Annotated in this window: 18 protein-coding genes and 1 tRNA gene; 15 read left to right on the forward strand and 4 right to left on the reverse strand. The window is 37.7% G+C overall.

Annotated elements, in window-relative coordinates:
* Positions 1-93 precede the first annotated feature (93 nt).
* Positions 94-1,488 (reverse strand): MAC/perforin domain-containing protein, encoded by a 1,395-nt coding sequence (locus AC4IFE_RS13580; protein ID WP_490757708.1) that lies wholly within the window; start codon positions 1,486-1,488, stop codon positions 94-96.
* Between the two features lie 239 nt (positions 1,489-1,727).
* Here AC4IFE_RS13580 and AC4IFE_RS13585 point away from each other — a divergent pair, with 239 nt between their 5' ends.
* A complete protein-coding gene (locus AC4IFE_RS13585; RefSeq protein ID WP_490757709.1) occupies positions 1,728-3,305 on the forward strand; it encodes a Na+/H+ antiporter in 1,578 nt (525 codons plus the stop codon).
* A 63-nt stretch (positions 3,306-3,368) separates the two neighbouring features.
* On the opposite strand, the gene AC4IFE_RS13590 is transcribed toward AC4IFE_RS13585, so the two are convergent.
* Together AC4IFE_RS13590 and mce are read right to left on the reverse strand one after the other, a co-directional pair.
* A tRNA-Ile gene (locus AC4IFE_RS13590) sits at positions 3,369-3,442 on the reverse strand.
* A gap of 62 nt (positions 3,443-3,504) precedes the next feature.
* Positions 3,505-3,903 (reverse strand): methylmalonyl-CoA epimerase, encoded by a 399-nt coding sequence (gene mce / locus AC4IFE_RS13595; RefSeq protein WP_490757710.1) that lies wholly within the window; start codon positions 3,901-3,903, stop codon positions 3,505-3,507.
* Positions 3,904-3,997: 94 nt separating this feature from the next.
* On the opposite strand from mce, the gene rbfA reads away from it, so the two are divergent.
* The 8 genes from rbfA (at position 3,998) to AC4IFE_RS13635 (ending at position 12,268) form a co-directional block, all read left to right on the forward strand.
* Positions 3,998-4,357 (forward strand): 30S ribosome-binding factor RbfA, encoded by a 360-nt coding sequence (gene rbfA, locus AC4IFE_RS13600; protein WP_111960081.1) that lies wholly within the window; start codon positions 3,998-4,000, stop codon positions 4,355-4,357.
* 3 nt (positions 4,358-4,360) lie between these two features.
* Positions 4,361-5,566, forward strand: a complete 1,206-nt coding sequence (locus tag AC4IFE_RS13605) for an ABC transporter permease (protein ID WP_490757711.1) — start codon at positions 4,361-4,363, stop codon at positions 5,564-5,566.
* Between the two features lie 70 nt (positions 5,567-5,636).
* Positions 5,637-7,421: an endonuclease gene (locus AC4IFE_RS13610; RefSeq protein WP_490757712.1), complete on the forward strand. Its 1,785-nt coding sequence runs from the start codon at positions 5,637-5,639 to the stop codon at positions 7,419-7,421.
* A gap of 61 nt (positions 7,422-7,482) precedes the next feature.
* Positions 7,483-8,220, forward strand: coding sequence for a shikimate dehydrogenase family protein (locus tag AC4IFE_RS13615; protein ID WP_490757713.1), 738 nt, complete (start codon positions 7,483-7,485; stop codon positions 8,218-8,220).
* A gap of 76 nt (positions 8,221-8,296) precedes the next feature.
* Complete coding sequence (locus AC4IFE_RS13620; RefSeq protein ID WP_490757714.1) at positions 8,297-10,102, forward strand: DUF349 domain-containing protein; 1,806 nt, start codon at positions 8,297-8,299, stop codon at positions 10,100-10,102.
* Positions 10,103-10,165: 63 nt separating this feature from the next.
* The gene (gene ribD, locus AC4IFE_RS13625; protein WP_490757715.1) at positions 10,166-11,188 is read left to right on the forward strand and encodes a bifunctional diaminohydroxyphosphoribosylaminopyrimidine deaminase/5-amino-6-(5-phosphoribosylamino)uracil reductase RibD; all 1,023 of its coding nucleotides are present in this window, start codon (positions 10,166-10,168) and stop codon (positions 11,186-11,188) included.
* A 179-nt stretch (positions 11,189-11,367) separates the two neighbouring features.
* Positions 11,368-11,544 (forward strand): bacteriocin-like protein, encoded by a 177-nt coding sequence (locus AC4IFE_RS13630; RefSeq protein ID WP_490757716.1) that lies wholly within the window; start codon positions 11,368-11,370, stop codon positions 11,542-11,544.
* Positions 11,545-11,662: 118 nt separating this feature from the next.
* Positions 11,663-12,268, forward strand: a complete 606-nt coding sequence (locus AC4IFE_RS13635) for an IMPACT family protein (RefSeq protein ID WP_490757717.1) — start codon at positions 11,663-11,665, stop codon at positions 12,266-12,268.
* On the opposite strand, the gene AC4IFE_RS13640 is transcribed toward AC4IFE_RS13635, so the two are convergent.
* Positions 12,265-12,972, reverse strand: a complete 708-nt coding sequence (locus AC4IFE_RS13640; protein ID WP_490757767.1) for a zinc metallopeptidase — start codon at positions 12,970-12,972, stop codon at positions 12,265-12,267. The two genes, AC4IFE_RS13635 and AC4IFE_RS13640, sit on opposite strands and share 4 nt — an antisense overlap.
* Before the next feature lie 108 nt (positions 12,973-13,080).
* On the opposite strand from AC4IFE_RS13640, the gene AC4IFE_RS13645 reads away from it, so the two are divergent.
* The 6 genes from AC4IFE_RS13645 to AC4IFE_RS13670 all read left to right on the forward strand — a co-directional run bounded on the left by AC4IFE_RS13645 (position 13,081) and on the right by AC4IFE_RS13670 (position 17,459).
* A complete protein-coding gene (locus tag AC4IFE_RS13645; protein WP_490757718.1) occupies positions 13,081-14,214 on the forward strand; it encodes a GNAT family N-acetyltransferase in 1,134 nt (377 codons plus the stop codon).
* A gap of 109 nt (positions 14,215-14,323) precedes the next feature.
* Positions 14,324-14,500 (forward strand): hypothetical protein, encoded by a 177-nt coding sequence (locus AC4IFE_RS13650; protein WP_490757719.1) that lies wholly within the window; start codon positions 14,324-14,326, stop codon positions 14,498-14,500.
* A gap of 121 nt (positions 14,501-14,621) precedes the next feature.
* Positions 14,622-14,993: an NADH-quinone oxidoreductase subunit A gene (locus tag AC4IFE_RS13655; RefSeq protein WP_048502955.1), complete on the forward strand. Its 372-nt coding sequence runs from the start codon at positions 14,622-14,624 to the stop codon at positions 14,991-14,993.
* Between the two features lie 105 nt (positions 14,994-15,098).
* Positions 15,099-15,659, forward strand: a complete 561-nt coding sequence (locus AC4IFE_RS13660; protein ID WP_047397471.1) for an NADH-quinone oxidoreductase subunit B — start codon at positions 15,099-15,101, stop codon at positions 15,657-15,659.
* A gap of 7 nt (positions 15,660-15,666) precedes the next feature.
* Positions 15,667-16,161, forward strand: a complete 495-nt coding sequence (locus AC4IFE_RS13665) for an NADH-quinone oxidoreductase subunit C (RefSeq protein WP_116012818.1) — start codon at positions 15,667-15,669, stop codon at positions 16,159-16,161.
* Between the two features lie 74 nt (positions 16,162-16,235).
* On the forward strand, positions 16,236-17,459 hold the full coding sequence (locus AC4IFE_RS13670; protein ID WP_490757720.1) for an NADH-quinone oxidoreductase subunit D: 1,224 nt from the start codon (positions 16,236-16,238) through the stop codon (positions 17,457-17,459).
* The last annotated feature ends 106 nt before the right edge of the window (positions 17,460-17,565 follow it).

Below are 17,565 nucleotides of genomic sequence, written 5' to 3' on the forward strand. Positions count from 1 at the left end.
CATAATAAAACTTATTGAAATTGAACCCAATAAAAAACCGTCTCACCTTGATGTGAGACGGCCTCCTGTAAAGATATCAACAAATATATTTAATTAATAGGCATAAAAAGGAATGCCCTCTGCTACATAATTAATTGGAGTTCCGGGATAAGTAGAATAATAGTGATCTCTTTCACTTCCACTATAGAACTGATAAATAGGTTTTTTTGAACTGTCCATTGTTGCATAAAATGCAATTCCTTCATAGGCATATTGGTTAGGCGTTCCGGAATGAGTGGAATAATAGTGATCTCTTTCGCTTCCACTGTAGAACTGATAAACAGGAACAGTATTCGGGGCTTTATAAGTATATGCTTTAAACTGCTCGCCTTCAGCCTGATAATTATAAGGTGTTCCGGGAGAAGTTGCAAGGTAATGATCTCTGTCTCCAGGACTATAAAAACCGTAAACCGGAACAGGAATATAATCTAAGAAAACTTTATTATCAATCAGATACTGATTAACATATGCCTGAAGCTGAGCTTTTTTTACAGGGTCTTTTACTAGGTCATAAATAAATACCAGTCCATTGTTTCCAAAATCTACCAAAACAGCATTATTCGCAGTAGAACTGTTTTGCCAGTTGGCGATATTGATTTTAGGATTGGATTGGTCCAGGTTCAATTCACCGATCAGACCTTTTGAAGGATCTCCCCCTCTTGTTCTATATGATAACTTCCTGGAGAAATTTTTGTGTGATTCCGATGTATTTACATCATTCTCTACATTGACATCAAAAATACCTTTCATCCCGACTTTCACACCGATTCTGGCTGCACGGTCACGGGATTCATTAGTGGTTTCGGATTGGAATATAACATCCATTTTAGCCCCTGTATAAATATCTACCGTTACATGGGTACCATAATCCTGAACAATTTGCTGAGGCGTTTTTGTCTGTAAATCCTGCACAAATTCAGGAGTCAGATAATCTCCCAACATGTCTGTGGTTGCATTGAATCTCAATCTTCTTTGTTTGATTAAAAGATTGTAGCTTCCATAAATATATTTTGCATCGAACTTATTGGTGTTAGTCACTGCAGAATTGAAGCCCACAGAAAGTGTTTTCTTAAATAATGGGATACCAGCCGTTACATCCACTTTGGTCGACACCATTTTAGAATAGGTTTCAGCATTTTCACCATACTCTTCAACATAATCCTGTGAAAGCGTATTTTCAGCAACCAATCTGGGACCCTGCTCAGCTTTGAATCTGTCAATATCAATTACTTTAAAGCCTGCTGCACTCGCATTTGCGTATTCACCTGTTGCGTTATAACCATGGCCCAGAACATCATATTGCCCGTCACCTGCAAATTTTCCGGCGGCTATACGACTCTCTTTTCCCGGATTCTCAGATGTCACTTCAGTGTTCAGCTCTTCTGAAGAACATGAAGCCATGAAAAGCATCAGCAATGTGCTGATGCAAAGTAAAATTTGTTTTTTCATAGTTTTTAAAATTTTCAACAAAAGTAATATTCAACGTTCAGTGAAAAAAGCAAAACAACATGAAATATATCACTTATATGGGATTTTAATAGCTCATGAAAGAGCTAATGTAAATGATAATAGTAGAGTCCAATTTAATTGGTAACATTTATATATCTCCAACATTTAGAGCCGGTTTAATTTTTAAACAGGCTTTCAATATTTCTAAAATTTACTATATATTTATCTAAAATTTATGCATGTTAGAAAATTTCGAATTCTATCTTTTTCTGGTTCTGCTCATTACCATGCTTATTATGCTGGCAAAAAAAATTAAGGTTGCCTATCCTGTTTTGCTTGTGCTGGCAGGGCTTTTAATAAGCTTTATTCCAGGAGTACCTCCGATAAAAATAGAACCTGAATTAATATTTATTATTTTTCTGCCCCCTTTATTGTATGAAGCAGCCTGGTCTACCTCATGGAAAGAACTTTGGCGGTGGCGCAGGATAATCTTCAGTTTTGCTTTCGTAGTGGTGTTTTTCACGGCCTTATCGGTTGCGGTTTTCGCCAATTATTTTATCCCGGGATTTTCCTTAGCACTAGGCTTTTTATTGGGCGGGATTGTTTCTCCACCCGATGCAGTAAGTGCCGGAGCGATTCTGAAATTTGTAAAAGTGCCCAAAAGGCTAGCTTCCATTCTCGAAGGCGAAAGTTTGCTGAATGATGCTTCTTCCTTAATCATTTTCCGTTTTGCCATGATTGCTGCAGCAACCGGGCAATTTGTATGGCACGAAGCAGCGGGAAGTTTTGTATGGATGTGCATTGGTGGTGTAGGAATAGGCCTTGCAATCGCTTATATTTTTCTGAAAATGCACAAGATCTTACCCACCGATTCAAACACTGATATTTTACTCACTTTTATTGCGCCTTTTTCGATGTATCTGGCAGCAGAACAACTTCACGCTTCCGGAGTTCTGGCGGTGGTAAGTGGTGGTTTATTTCTCTCCTATCGCAGTCATGATTTTTTGAGCAGTGCATCCAGAATACGTACTGTAACAGTTTGGGAAAGTTTTTGTTTTTTGCTCAATGGGATTGTTTTCATGCTCATCGGCTTAGATCTGCCTGAGATTGTTTCCGGCTTAGGTGAGACCGATATTTACACAGCAATCCGCTATGGAGTTGCCGTTACCGCAGTTTTGGTTATTGTTAGAATTCTGGCAGGCTATGCAGCGGTGGTTACAACCCTAATTATGAGAAATTTCATCACCGTTGCAGATGCACAATCTCCTGGCTGGAAAACGCCTATGATCATTGGCTGGACGGGAATGAGAGGCGTAGTTTCTTTAGCTGCCGCACTTTCAATTCCCCTGACTTTAGAAGACGGAACTCCTTTTCCACAAAGAAATCTGATTCTTTTCATCACATTTGTTGTGATTCTTTTAACATTGCTTGTTCAGGGACTTACGCTTCCTTTTTTATTAAAAAAATTCCCTCCAATAGACCGGGATTTTGTGAGAAGTGAAAAGGAAATCGATTATGAAATTCAGAACAGTCTTGCTCAGGTGGCAGTTGATAAAATCCGTAGTGATTATGCTCACAAAATAGAAAGCTTCCCGGCATTAAAGGATCAACTACAGAAATATGAAAAACAGCTGAGCAGTTCCGAAATCATTATTAATTACAATGAATACCGGAATATTTATATTGACATTCTTGAAACTCAAAGAATCTGGCTTATTAATAAAAACCGCGAAGAACTTCTACTAGATGAGGAAATCATCAGAAAACATCTTCGTTTACTCGATCTTCAGGAGGAAAGATTGAATATGAAAAGTTAAATATTGCTCCATGGAAAAATAAAAACCGTAATACTTTTATTAGAGTATTACGGTTTTTTGTTGTGGTCCCACCTGGGCTCGAACCAGGGACCACCTGATTATGAGTCAGGTGCTCTAACCAACTGAGCTATAGGACCTCAAAACTTGGTTAAATTTTGTGATTGCAAAAATAGCAAAATTTCTTTCACTACAAAACTTTTTATTGCTTTTCTTGACAAAGTTCTACCAGCACCCCATTCGTGGATTTTGGGTGCAGGAAGACAACTAATTTGTTATCAGCACCTTCTTTCGGTTCTTCGGAGATAAACTGAAATCCTTCTTTTTTTAATCTTTCAATCTCTTCAAGGATATTTTCTACACCAAATGCTAAATGATGGATACCTTCACCTTTTTTATCAATAAACTTCGAGATCGGGCTTTCCGGATTACTGGCTTCTAACAGCTCGATTTTACTTTCACCGGTTTCGTAAAAAGAAGTGACAACCCCTTCCCTTTCCACACTTTCTTTTTTATAGGAATCTTTTCCTAACAGTTTGGTAAAAAGGTCATCAGAAATTCCTAAAGATTTTACGGCAATACCGATATGTTCTAGCTTCATAAATACTAATAAATATAATTAAATCGTAAATTTGATACCGGAGCTGAATTTCAAAGGTATCAATTCAAACAAAAGTACTAAATTTGCATAACTTATGGAAAGTAACAGACAAAGAAAAGTAGCACAGATCATTCAGGAAGACTTCGCAGAGCTTTTCCGCAAACAGGCTTCAGAAAGCAAGCAGAGCATATTGGTATCCGTTTCAGATGTAAAAGTATCGGCAGATCTGGGTATTGCTAAAATTTATTTAAGTATTTTCCCGCAGGAATTCCGTTCCGCGGTGATGAAGGAAATTGAAGAAAACAAACCTCAGTACAGAAATTTTATTGGCCAGAAAATGGCAAAACAGGTACGTATTATTCCGCAGCTTAACTTTTATCTGGACACTGCTCTTGATGATGTTGAAAAATTGGAAAGAGAATTAAGAGGCGAAGGCGACAATCCGGTTTTATAAATCTTGAAAAATATTGCATTTTACATAGCATCCAGATACCTTTTGGCTAAAAAAGGTAGCACTGCCGTGACATTCATAACGTGGCTTTCGGTAGGGGCCATGACGGTTGCTGTGACTGCAATGTTTGTGATTATTTCAGTATTTTCAGGACTTGAGACCCTGAACAAAGATCTGATCTCCAATCTTCACGCAGATCTGACACTGAAAAGTATTTCAGGAAAAACAGTGAAAGATCTGGATAAGGTCATCACAATTTTAAAAAACAACAAGGCAATCAGCAGCTTTTCTCGCGTCATTGAGGAAAAAGTGTATGTTAATTATAAAGGTAAAGGTGACATCGCTTACTTAAGAGGAGTTGATTCCGCTTACACAAAAGTGAATCCTATTGATAAAGATGTATTCTATGGAACTTACCCAAGTTTCGAGTTTTCCAATGAGGTGTTAATGGAAACGAACCTGCACAACAGACTTTCAATTCCTATAGATTCCACAAGCAATTACGCGACAATCTTTATGCCCAAGCCGGGAACCGGTATCATTAACAAAGAAGAAGATATCTATAATAAAAGAGATTTTCTTGTGACTGGAGTTTTCCCGGGAAAAGAGCAGCTGGACAGTTATATCATCGCCCCAATAGAGCTTACAGAAGAATTACTCAGCCTTCCAAAAAAATCAGCCTACCAGATTGTAATTAAATTAAAAAATCCGGAAAATGCTGATGCTGTAAAGCAGAGTCTTCTTGCCTCATTGGGAAAAAATATTGAAATAAAAACCAAGGAAGAAGAGAATGCTGCGTTCTGGAAGATGATCAATACAGAAAAAATGTTCATCTATCTTATCTTTGCACTGGTGATCTTCATTACTACGTTCAATCTGGCAGGAGCTATCATTATTCTTCAGCTTGACAAAAGAGAACAGTCAAGATCTCTTATTTCACTAGGCTTTCCGATCAGCCATTTAAGAATGACCTATTTCTATACCGGCCTTCTTATCGTGGTTTCCGGAGTGATTTCCGGATTGATTGCAGGAACCCTACTCTGCTATTTCCAACTTTATACGGAATTTTTCAGAGCTAATGAAATACTTCCTTTCCCTGTAAAAATTGTTGGAAAAAATTATCTTATTGTAGCGTTTACCGCCTCCCTGTTTGGAATCATCATTTCATGGTTCTTTTCTAAAATCAGCAAAGATTATATTACTAAAAGTTAATATGTCTGATTTGAAATAAAATCGGCTTCACTTTCAATTTTTTGTACCTTTACGGCCCAATTTTTTTTAAATGAAACGAATTTTATCTTTTTTTCTGCTGAGTGCTGCATTTATTTTCGCTTCAGCTCAGGCTCCTGCCGGTTATTATGATAACGCTGCAGGATTTACAGGCGCCCCGCTTAAAACGGCTCTTAAAAATATAATCAAACAGGGACATCAGGACCACGGCTACGGCGGCCTGTGGACAGGATATGCAACGACTGACCGTGACTTTTTTTACGAAAATGACGGAACGATTTTGGATATTTATTCCGAAAACCCGAACGGACCGGACTCTTACGCATATACTTTAGGTACAAACCAATGTGGCGGCAGTGGTTATAACGGTGAAGGTGACTGCTACAACAGAGAGCACATTGTACCTCAAAGCCTATTCAGTTCAGCCAGTCCAATGGTAGCAGATATCCATTTCATCCGTGCCACCGATGGAAAAGTAAATGGTATGAGATCAAACTACCCTTTTGGTAAAGTACAGACTGCCTCTTATACATCATATAACGGATCTAAACTTGGAAATTCAGTATCACCGGGATATGGAGGGACCGTATTTGAACCCATCGATGCTTTTAAAGGTGACGTAGCAAGAATGATCTTCTATTTTGTAACGAGATATGAAGCTGAACTTCCAGGTTTCAGTACCGGAAATATGCTGGGCGGATCTACCTATCCTGGGCTTCAGGCATGGGAACTGAACCAGCTTTTGGCATGGCATGTAATGGATCCCGTTTCAGCTGAAGAAATTGCCAGAAATAATGCATCATATACTTATCAGGGAAACAGAAATCCGTTTATAGACAATCCTTCTTATGCTGAACAGATCTGGGGAACACCGGTTATAGATACACAGGCTCCAACTGCTGCGACCAATCTTATTACTCTGAATCCAACTTCGAATACGATTTCTTTAAGCTGGACTGCTGCTACAGACAATATCGGTGTTACAGCTTATGATGTTTATGCTAACGGAATACTGAAAACTACAGTTGCAGGGACTACAGCGACTGTTCAGGGATTATCTCCGTCTACTACCTATACTTTCTATGTCATTGCTAAAGATGCTTCAGGAAACTCTTCTCCACCAAGCAATAACGCAGACGGAACAACTCTCGCAGGACAGCCTGGCGGAAATACAAGCTGTGGAACTGAAAACTTTGAGAATATTCCGGCATCAGATTCCCAATACTTAACAAGAACATGGACAAATAATAATATTTCATGGACAGCTAACTTTGCAAGAACAGACCAGACCATTAACGGAAGAGCAATTACTATTCAGGGTGGAGATTTAACAAGTTCTACAATTTCAGGAGGAGTACAGTCTATAACAATAACCACTCAACGAAAATTCACTACGGGTTCAAATGGTAATTTGAATATTGAAGTTAATGGAACTGTGATAGGAACTGTTCCATACAGCACAACAGTAACTACGACAACAGTTAACGCAAATATCAGTGGAAATGCAATTATTAAGATCACTAACCCTGGCTCAAACAGAGTTGCTATAGATGATCTTACATGGACATGCTTCGGTTCACTGGGAACTTCAGATGTGAAAAAGAATAATTCTGAATTCACCATCTATCCTAACCCGGTAAAAAATAACGAATTATTCGTAAAAGGTGAAAACTTAAGCAAAATTTCAAAAGCTGAGATCTATGACCTTTCCGGAAAACTGATTGAAGTAATTTCAAATCCTTTCAAAAACTCCAATAAGATCAATATCAAAGGACTTACAAAAGGAAATTACATCCTGAAAACAGACCGTTTCTCTACAAAATTCATGGTAGACTAAACTGTAAAAAATATTTGATCACAAAGACCGATTTATTCGGTCTTTTTTTTATTTTTGATACATGGATTCCAATAAAAAATTAGGACTGATAGGAAAGAATATTTCCTATTCCTTTTCCAAAAAATTCTTTGAAGACAAGTTCCAGAAGCTGATGCTGAAAGACTTTACTTACGATATTTTTGATCTGAATGAAATTGGTGAAGTAGAAACCCTCATGAACGATCCTGAACTGTTAGGATTCAATGTTACCATTCCTTACAAAGAAAAGATTGTTGATTATCTTGACGAACTCAGCGACGAAGCAGAAAAGATTGGTGCCGTCAATTGTGTTCTGATCAGAGACGGTAAAAAAACAGGCTACAATACTGATGCCTTCGGTTTTGAAAAAACACTTCTGCTCCACAAAAAAGCCCATCAGGACAAAGCGCTGATTCTAGGGAACGGAGGTGCCGCAAAAGCGGTAAAATATATGATGGATAAACATGGAATTCCATCACTCACCATTTCCAGAAATTCCGAAATCAATTTCAAGAATATCGACAGTGAGACAGTCCGGAACCATAAGATCATCATTCAGTGCACTCCGGTAGGAACATTTCCAAATGTGGAAGACTGCCTGCAATTTCCTTTTGAAGGTATCACCCCGGAACACCTGATTATTGACCTGATCTACAACCCGAACTACACCCAGTTCATCATTAAAGCTTCTGAAAAAGGAGCCAAAACTGTGAATGGCTATTATATGCTTGAACAGCAAGCAGAAAAAGCTTGGGAAATTTGGAATTTTCAAAAAAAATAAACTAAATTAGTACCTTAATTGGCTTTGCGGCTATATACAATAAGGATATTAACGCCACTCACATAAAAGATTTGCTATGATTACAGAAAACAATCTTTCTGAAAACGAAGAAAACAAAAATTCTAACGAAGTATCTCAAGAAGAAACATCTGAAACACCTGTACCTCATGGTGAAAGCGCTCATGAAGATGACGCAGAACATCTTGAAGAGGAGCATGCTAACGATATTTCTCTGGCTGATGCTTTGAAAGAAATGGAAACTATCATCAACTCGGCCAATGCCGGTGAAAATTTCAAAAGATTCAATCAGTTAAAAGAAATAGCAAGCCATTACATTCATGATGAAGTGGAAGACAAAAAGCATGAATATACAGAAGCCGGAAATGCTCCTGAAAACTTCAGCTATGAACATCCTTTACAATCCAAATTCTCCGCTCTGGTTAATATTTTCAGGGAAAAACATGACAGCTACCAGAAATCTCAGGATGAAGAGCAGAAGAAAAACCTTGACCACCGCCAGAACATCATAGAAAGACTTAAAAACCTTTATACCAATTCTGAACCGGGAACCAATCTCTTCAAATCCATCCGTGAGATCAAAGAAGAATGGTCAAAAGCCGGCCAGGTTGCAAAATCTGAATTCAAGATCCTTAATAATAATTACTTCCACCATCTGAACCAGTTTTATCAGATGCTGGACCTGAATAAAGAATTTCTGGAGCAGGAATTCAGCCATAATTTAGAGAAAAGACAGCATATCATTGCACGCGCTAAAGAACTGGAAAGTGAGCCTGTAATTCAGAAAGCCCTGAATGAGCTTCAGTATCTTCACAAGCTTTGGAAAGAAGAAGCTGAACCTGTAGCAGAGGAATTCCGTGAAAAAACATGGGAAGAGTTCAAAGAGATCTCCAACAAGATCCACGAAAGAAAATCTGAACTCTCTGCAGCCATTGAAGGCGAACAGAATGATAATCTTGAAAAGAAAAACGAGATCATCGCAGAAATCAAAAAACTGTCTGAACCTTCTGAAACTCCTAACCACAGCTACTGGCAGAATTCGATCAAAAGAGTTGAAGACCTTCGTACTGAATTCTTAAAAACAGGAAGTGTTCCCCGAAAACTGTCCAACCAGAACTGGAATGATTTCAAAACAACCCTCAGAGCTTTCAATACAACAAAAAATAATTATTATAAATCTCTCAAAGGTTCCCAGCAAACCAACCTGGAAGAAAAATTAAAGCTCATCCAGACTGCTCAGGACAATATGAACAATGAAGAATGGGATATCGCCGTTCCTCTTTTCAAAAAGCTTCAGGAAGACTGGAAAAAAATCGGACACGTTCCAAAGAGCATGACCAATAAAATCTGGGACGAATTCCGTGACGCCTGTAATACGTTCTTCAACAATTACAGAGAGAAAAACAATGCTTCCAACGATAACTGGAAAGAGAATTACAAACAGAAAAAAGAAATTCTTGAAGAACTGAAAACCGTTTCCAATGACGAAGGCAGTATCGAAAGAATAGAAGCCATAAAAACCGCATGGAACAATATCGGGAAAGTACCGAGAGACAAGATCTCAATCAATACCGAGTTCAACAGAACGTTAAGAGAAAAGCTGAAGCTGAATAAGATCAATGAGCTTGAGCTGAAAGAAGAAGGCTTAACGGAAAACCAGCTTACAGATAAAGCCAGAAAGATCAAGAGCCAGATTTCTGATCTTGAGGGCGAAATTGTAAAACTGGAAAACAACCTGGCATTCTTCAACAAGCCGTCAAGAGAAAATCCTCTTCTTAGAGATACATTCAATACTATCGACGAGAAGAAGGCTCATCTGGAAACCTTAAAGCAGAATCTTCACAATATCATTACCGGAGATTAATTTATTAAATAATATAAAAAAGGCGGAGCAAAGAAATTTGTCTTCGCTTTTTCTTTTTACTTTATGAACAACGACGAATTATATATAAAAAGATGCATTGAGCTTGCTCAGAAAGCACTGGGCAAAACCTACCCCAACCCGCTTGTCGGCAGCGTGATCGTTCACAACGGAAAAATTATCGGAGAAGGATACCATCATAAAGCCGGAGAAAACCACGCTGAAATCAACGCGATCGATTCTGTAGAAAAAAAAGATCTTATACCGGAATCTACGATCTATGTTTCACTGGAGCCCTGCGCCCATTATGGAAAAACGCCACCTTGTGCTTTAAAAATTAAAGAACTTGGCTTCAGAAAAGTTGTTATCGGCGCCATGGATTCCCATGACAAAGTGAACGGGAAAGGAAAAAAAATCATTCAGGATGCAGGTATTGAAGCGGTTTCTGGAATACTGGAAAAAGAATGTATCGAACTGAATAAAAGATTTTTCACCTATCATGAAAAGAAAAGACCTTACATCATACTGAAATGGGCCGAATCAGGAGACGGATTTCTTGATAAAGATTTTAAACCAACAGCCATTTCAAATTCTTTGGCCAACCAGTTTGTACATCAGCTAAGAGCCGACGAACATGCTATATTAGTAGGAACTCAAACTGCTTTGAACGATAATCCAAGCCTGACCGTAAGAAATGTTGAAGGAACAAATCCTGTGAGAATCCTCATTGATTTTGATCTGAAAGTACCGGAAGATTTCAAAATTTATAATGATGAAGCACCAACTTTGGTCATCAACAGTAAAAAAGAAGGGTCTGAAAACAACATAAAATTTATAAAAGCCGGAAAAGAAAGCTTCCTGCACGATCTGATGAATACCTTTTATCAGGAACAAATCCAATCTGTCATCATAGAAGGAGGCAGCTATACTCTACTACAGTTTATCAATGCAAAACTTTGGGATGAAGCTATTGTGATAAGAAATGAAAGCCTGGAACTGAAAAATGGAACCAAAGCGCCCAAGCTGGATTTAAAGCCTCACGAAACTAAAATAATCAGAGACAATACAGTTTCATTTTATCTCCCATAGATATAAACTGGTAATCTATGCTTGTAAAAATAATATTAATCCATTTTTATTATTCTATAGTTTAATAATATCAGAAAATCAATTTAACATAATAAAAATTTTACAAAATTGCATTTTAATTTAAAATAAATAATTAACTTCATAGTGAATTAAAGCTTTGAAATCCAAATTATAATTAAATGAAAAATCTAAAGAAAATTTCCAGAATTGGTTTAAAGACTATTACAGGTGGAGTATTTGTAAACTGCACATTACCTACCGGTGAACCTACAAGATGCAGAGACAAATGTCCTCAGGACTTCTGCAGTCCTACCAGTTATATGTGTTTACTTCCCTTAGATTATTGCGGATCATAGGAGAATTCAACGTATCACATGAAAGATAAATAAGCCGTCAAAATATTGACGGCTTATTTATTTATGATTGCATAACTTATGTTGTATTTATACTTTTGCATTGATAAAGCCGGCTGTAATGACGTTCGAATACAAAACCATAGAAAAACCCATAGAAAATACCTTATTAAAAGAAAAAGGAAGCAAGTTCATCGGATTTGCCTTTCCGGTCAATAACGAAAGGGAGCTGAAAGAAGCATTGGAAAAAATCCGGACAGAACATCCTAAGGCTACCCACCACTGTTATGCATTCAGAATGGGCCTGGAAGGTGAAAATTACAGGGCAAATGACGACGGAGAACCATCAGGAAGTGCAGGCCTGCCCATCTACAATCAGCTTTTAGCCCATGAAATTACCAATGTTCTGGTTATATCAGTCCGTTATTATGGCGGAACAAAGCTCGGGGTTTCAGGTCTTGTAAAAGCTTACAAAGAATGCGCAAAGATTACATTGGAAGAGGCCAAGATCATCACCAAAGAGCTTGAAACAGAAATTGAAATTCAGTTCAACTTCAACCAGCAGAATACTATTTTCACTTTGCTTTCCAAATTTGATGCTAAAGTTTTGAATTTTGATGCCAATGAAAACTGCATTCTCACCGCATCTTTAAAATTAGCTCAAAAAGAAAGCATCTCAGATAAATTATCCGAGATGCAATATGTTTCATTTGAATTTAAAGATTAATTCCTTCTTCCACCAAGGAGTAAAGAACCCCAATAAAGAAGCTGAGCCAGCGATCCGAGGGCTGCCACAACATAAGTTCTTGCTGCCCATTTTAAACTGTCCTGTACTCCTACAAATTCTTCCTGGGTAACCGTTCCCGTATCTTTAATCCATTTCATTGCTCTGTCACTCGCATCATATTCCACAGGAAGCGTTACAAAAGCAAAAAGTGTAGTCAATGCAAACATTGCCACTCCTATCGCCAAAACTGTAGTATTTCCATTGGGATCATCAATAGATCGTGTTGCAGCCATAATGCCGATCCCTGCAATAAGAACAAACTGCATCAGATTAGAACTTATATTCACAACGGGAACCAGCTTTGAACGCAGATTCAGCATCGAATAGCCTACAGCATGCTGTACTGCATGTCCGCATTCATGTGCTGCTACTGCTGCAGCTGCTGCATTTCTCTGCATATAGACTCCTTCTGAAAGGTTAACTGTTTTATCCGCCGGGTTATAGTGATCCGTCAGCTGGCCGGGAACAGAAATTACCTGTACATCAGTGATTCCGTTATCTCTCAGCATTTTTTCCGCAATTTCTTTTCCAGAAAGACCATTTCTAAGATGTACATTGGAATAGTATTCAAATTTCGATTTTAATCTGGACGAAACCCACCAGCTTATCAGCATTGAAACACCGATAATAATATAATAACCCATCATTTTATATAGATTTTTGTGTTTAAATTTTAAGCATAATGATGTAAAAACTGTGCCAAAGTATTACATTTTATTATCTATATTTGCTCTCTAATTATCCCTTTATCTATGTCTAAAGTTTCAGTTATTGAAGTGAAGAATCAAGACGAATTAAAAAAATTCGTAAGGTTTCCCATGGATCTTTATAAAAACAACCCCTATTATGTCCCTTCCTTTATTAAAGACGAATTTAAAATTTGGGACATAAAAGAAAATCCGGCCTTAAATTATTCAAAATCCAGGCAGTTTCTTGCCCTGAAAGACGATAAAGTGGCTGGAAGAATAGCCGTGATCATCAATCACAAGGAAGAAAAGGAGTTAGGCATCAGAAAAGTGCGTTTTGGATGGATCGATTTTATTGATGATAAAGAAGTTTCCAAAGCTCTGATCCAAAAAGCAATAGATTACGCCAAAGAAAACAATATTGATAAGATTGAAGGGCCCATGGGCTTTACCAATCTTGATAAAGCAGGAATGCTTACCATGGGTTTTGATAAGCTGGCCACTATGATCGGGATCTACAATTATGAATACTATCCGAAACACATGGAAGATCTTGGCCTGACCAAAGAAAAAGAATGGGTAGAATATGAGATGAATTTCCCTAAAGTCTTGCCGGAAAAAGTAGAAAAATTCAGTGGGCTGATTGCACAGAAATACAAACTTAAAGTTCTCAACTTCAAATCAAAACAGGAAATTCTGCCTTTTGTGGAACCCATGTTTAAACTGCTTGACGAAACTTATAAACACCTTTCAACCTACACTCCCATTTCGGACGAACAGATACAGACTTACAGGGAAAAATACTTCCCTTTTATAGACAAAAACTACGTAATCTGTGTAGTGGATGAAAATAACGAACTGGTATCATTTGCCATCACAATGCCTTCTTATTCAAAGGCTTTACAAAAATCTAAAGGGAAGCTGTTTCCTTTCGGATGGTGGCATTTTTTACAGGCAGGAAAGAAAAATGACCGCGCCAACTTTTACCTGATCGGAATTCATCCTGAATACCAGAGACGGGGCGTTACAGCCATTATATTCAAAGAAATTTTTGTGCGTTTTACCAGCATGGGGATTGAATTTGCTGAAACCAATCCTGAACTGGAAGAAAATAAAAGCGTTCAGGTACTGTGGCAGGACTATAACCCGGTCAATCATAAAAGAAGAAAAACTTATTCATTATTGATTAATGATAGATGACAGATCATGAGTTATTAGTGACTTATTTTAATCCGGAAACTGATAATTCATATTTTACACTTCAAAAAAACTGCACTAAAAACCTGAATTTCTTTCGTAAATTTATCCTATGAAACCACACCTCATTGTTTTCGCCGTTCTCATTGCAGCATTTATCGCTTATAACCTCTTTTTTAAGATCGAAGACGACAGGATGAATACTGTAGTTAATATAGCACTTGCCAGCATTCTTTTTGGATATATATCGTTCATGGCCTATTCTATCCTCAAAAAAATGAAGAAATAAATACTATTTTTATTGATTCTAAATTACTGCTTTTCCCTATTTTAATCCCACTTTTAAGCTTATTAATTTCATGCTTTCTTGTTTATTCGCTAAATTTGCAAATTGAGATAATAATGCAAAAATGAATTTACCTGAAAGTTATATTCCAATCCTTATTCAAGCAGGTGTAGCTATCGCATTCGTAGCCGTTTCTTTGCTTGGAGCCCATTTTCTGGGACCAAAACAGAAAAAAGGAAATTCTGTGAAAAACCAAAGCTGGGAATGTGGAGTTCCTGTAGAGGGAAATGCGAGAACACCGTTTTCTATCAAATATTTCCTGACAGCGGTATTATTCGTACTATTCGATATTGAAATCGTATTTTTTTATCCATATGCTGTAAACTTCAGAGAATTTGGGATGGAAGGATTCCTTGCTGTACTTACATTTGTCGCAATTTTCTTCATGGCATTTTTCTATGTATGGAAGCGCGGTGCATTAGATTGGGACAAATAGAGAAATTAAAAATTTTAAATTAAAAATTTTAGATGGGGATTTTAAATTAAATCAATGAGAAGTTAATTTAAAATCTAAAATTTAAAATCTAAAATCATCTACAAGATGTCAGATAACAAACCAGTAATAAGAACAGATGCACCTGCTCCCGAAGGATTTGAAGGAGAAGGGTTTTTCGCAACGAAACTGAGCAGTGTAATTGGGATGGCCAGAAAATTCTCTCTTTGGCCGTTACCATTTGCAACCTCTTGTTGTGGTATCGAGTTTATGGCTACCCTGAACCCTACGTATGACGCTTCAAGATTTGGTATGGAAAGAAACTCTTTCTCGCCAAGACAGGCAGATATGCTGATGGTTTGCGGGACTATATCTAAAAAATTAGGACCTGTCCTAAAAGAAGTGTACACCCAGATGGCCGAGCCAAAATGGGTGGTTGCTGTTGGAGCCTGTGCTTCCAGCGGTGGTATTTTTGACACCTACTCTGTTTTACAGGGAATTGATAAAATTATTCCGGTAGACGTTTATGTTCCCGGATGTCCTCCAAGACCGGAGCAGATCATTGAAGGCGTAATGCAGGTTCAGGCTTTGGCAGAGAGCGAAAGCATCAGAAGGAGAGATATGCCTGAATACCAAAAATTGTTAGATTCTTACAACATTAGCAACTAAAACGGAAATGACGAACGAATTTGTATTAGAAGCAATCACAAGAGAATTTCCGGAATCTGTAATCTCTAGTTCAGAGCCTTATGGAATGTTAACTATTGAAGTAAAAAAAGATGATATCAAAAAGATTATTCATTATCTGAAAGATTCATCATTGGAATTTAACTTTCTTACCGATATCTGCGGTATCCATTATCCTGAATTTCCGGACAAGGAAATCGGTGTGGTGTATCACCTGCACAATATGATGGCTAATGTCAGATTACGCCTGAAGATCTTTATGTCCAGAGAAAATATCGAAGTGGATTCTCTTGTAGATTTATTTGCCGGAGCGAACTGGATGGAAAGGGAAACGTTTGATTTCTACGGAATTAAATTCAAAGGACATCCTGACCTGAGACCTATCCTGAATATGGAAGATCTCGGATACCACCCTATGCTGAAAGAATACCGTCTTGAAGATGGCACCAGAACAGATAAGGACGATAATATGTTCGGAAGATAAAAATAATGCAATAAGCGATAAGCAATAAGCAATAAGCTTAAAGCCTAGAGCCTAGAGCCTAAAGCATTTAAATTATGAAAGATAACTCATTATCTAATATACTTAACCAATACGAAAGTAAGGAGCAGATTGACGGGCAGCTTTATACCCTCAATTTGGGGCCTACTCACCCTGCGACCCACGGGATCTTCCAGAATATCTTAACGATGGACGGAGAAAGAATTCTTCATGCGGAGCAAACAGTGGGCTATATTCACAGAGCATTTGAAAAAATTTCTGAAAGAAGAAATTATTCTCAGATAACGACCCTTACCGACCGTATGAATTACTGCTCAGCGCCTATCAATAACCTTGGATGGCATATGACAGTAGAAAAACTGATTGGGGTACAGGTTCCAAAGCGTGTAGACTATATGCGTGTTATTTTAATGGAATTAGCCAGAATCGGTGATCACCTGATCTGTAACGGGGTAACCGGAATGGACTCAGGAGCTATTACAGGTCTTACTTATATGTTTATCGAAAGAGAACGTATTTACGATATGTATGAGCAGATTTGCGGCGCAAGAATGACAACCAATATGGGAAGAATCGGAGGTTTTGAAAGAGATTTCACTCCAAAATTCCATGAGTTATTAAAAGACTTTCTAAAAACATTCCCGGCAAGATTTAAAGAATTCTGTACTTTATTGGAAAGAAACAGGATTTTCATGGACAGAACTATCGGAGCAGGAGCAATTTCTGCGGAAAGAGCTTTAAGCTATGGTTTTACAGGTCCAAACTTACGTGCAGCAGGCGTGGATTATGATGTAAGAGTTGCGCAGCCTTATTCTTCTTACGAAGATTTCGATTTCATTATTCCTGTAGGAACTGCAGGTGACACCTACGACCGTTTCATGGTTCGTCAGCAGGAAATCTGGGAATCACTTAAAATTATCAATCAGGCATACGACAATCTTCCTGAAGGACCATTCCATGCGGATGTCCCTGACTTCTATCTTCCTGAAAAGGCTGATGTTTATCAGAAAATGGAAGCTTTGATCTACCATTTCAAAATCGTTATGGGAGAAACCGATGTGCCAAAAGGAGAAGTTTATCATGCTGTAGAAGGTGGAAACGGAGAATTAGGATTCTATTTGGTGAGTGACGGAGGAAGAAGCCCTTACAGACTTCACTTCAGAAGACCATGCTTCATCTATTACCAGGCATACCCTGAAATGATCACAGGTTCTGTAATTTCAGATGCCATCGTTACGATGTGTAGTATGAATATTATTGCAGGAGAATTAGACGCATAATTGAAATTATAAATTTTAGATTACAAATTTTAAATTAATCTAAAATAAGTGTTCAAGATAAATAATAAAAAATGATAAGATTTTTAGACTATGATTTTTTCATCTA

This window comes from Chryseobacterium sp. UF-81 (genome assembly GCF_058245105.1).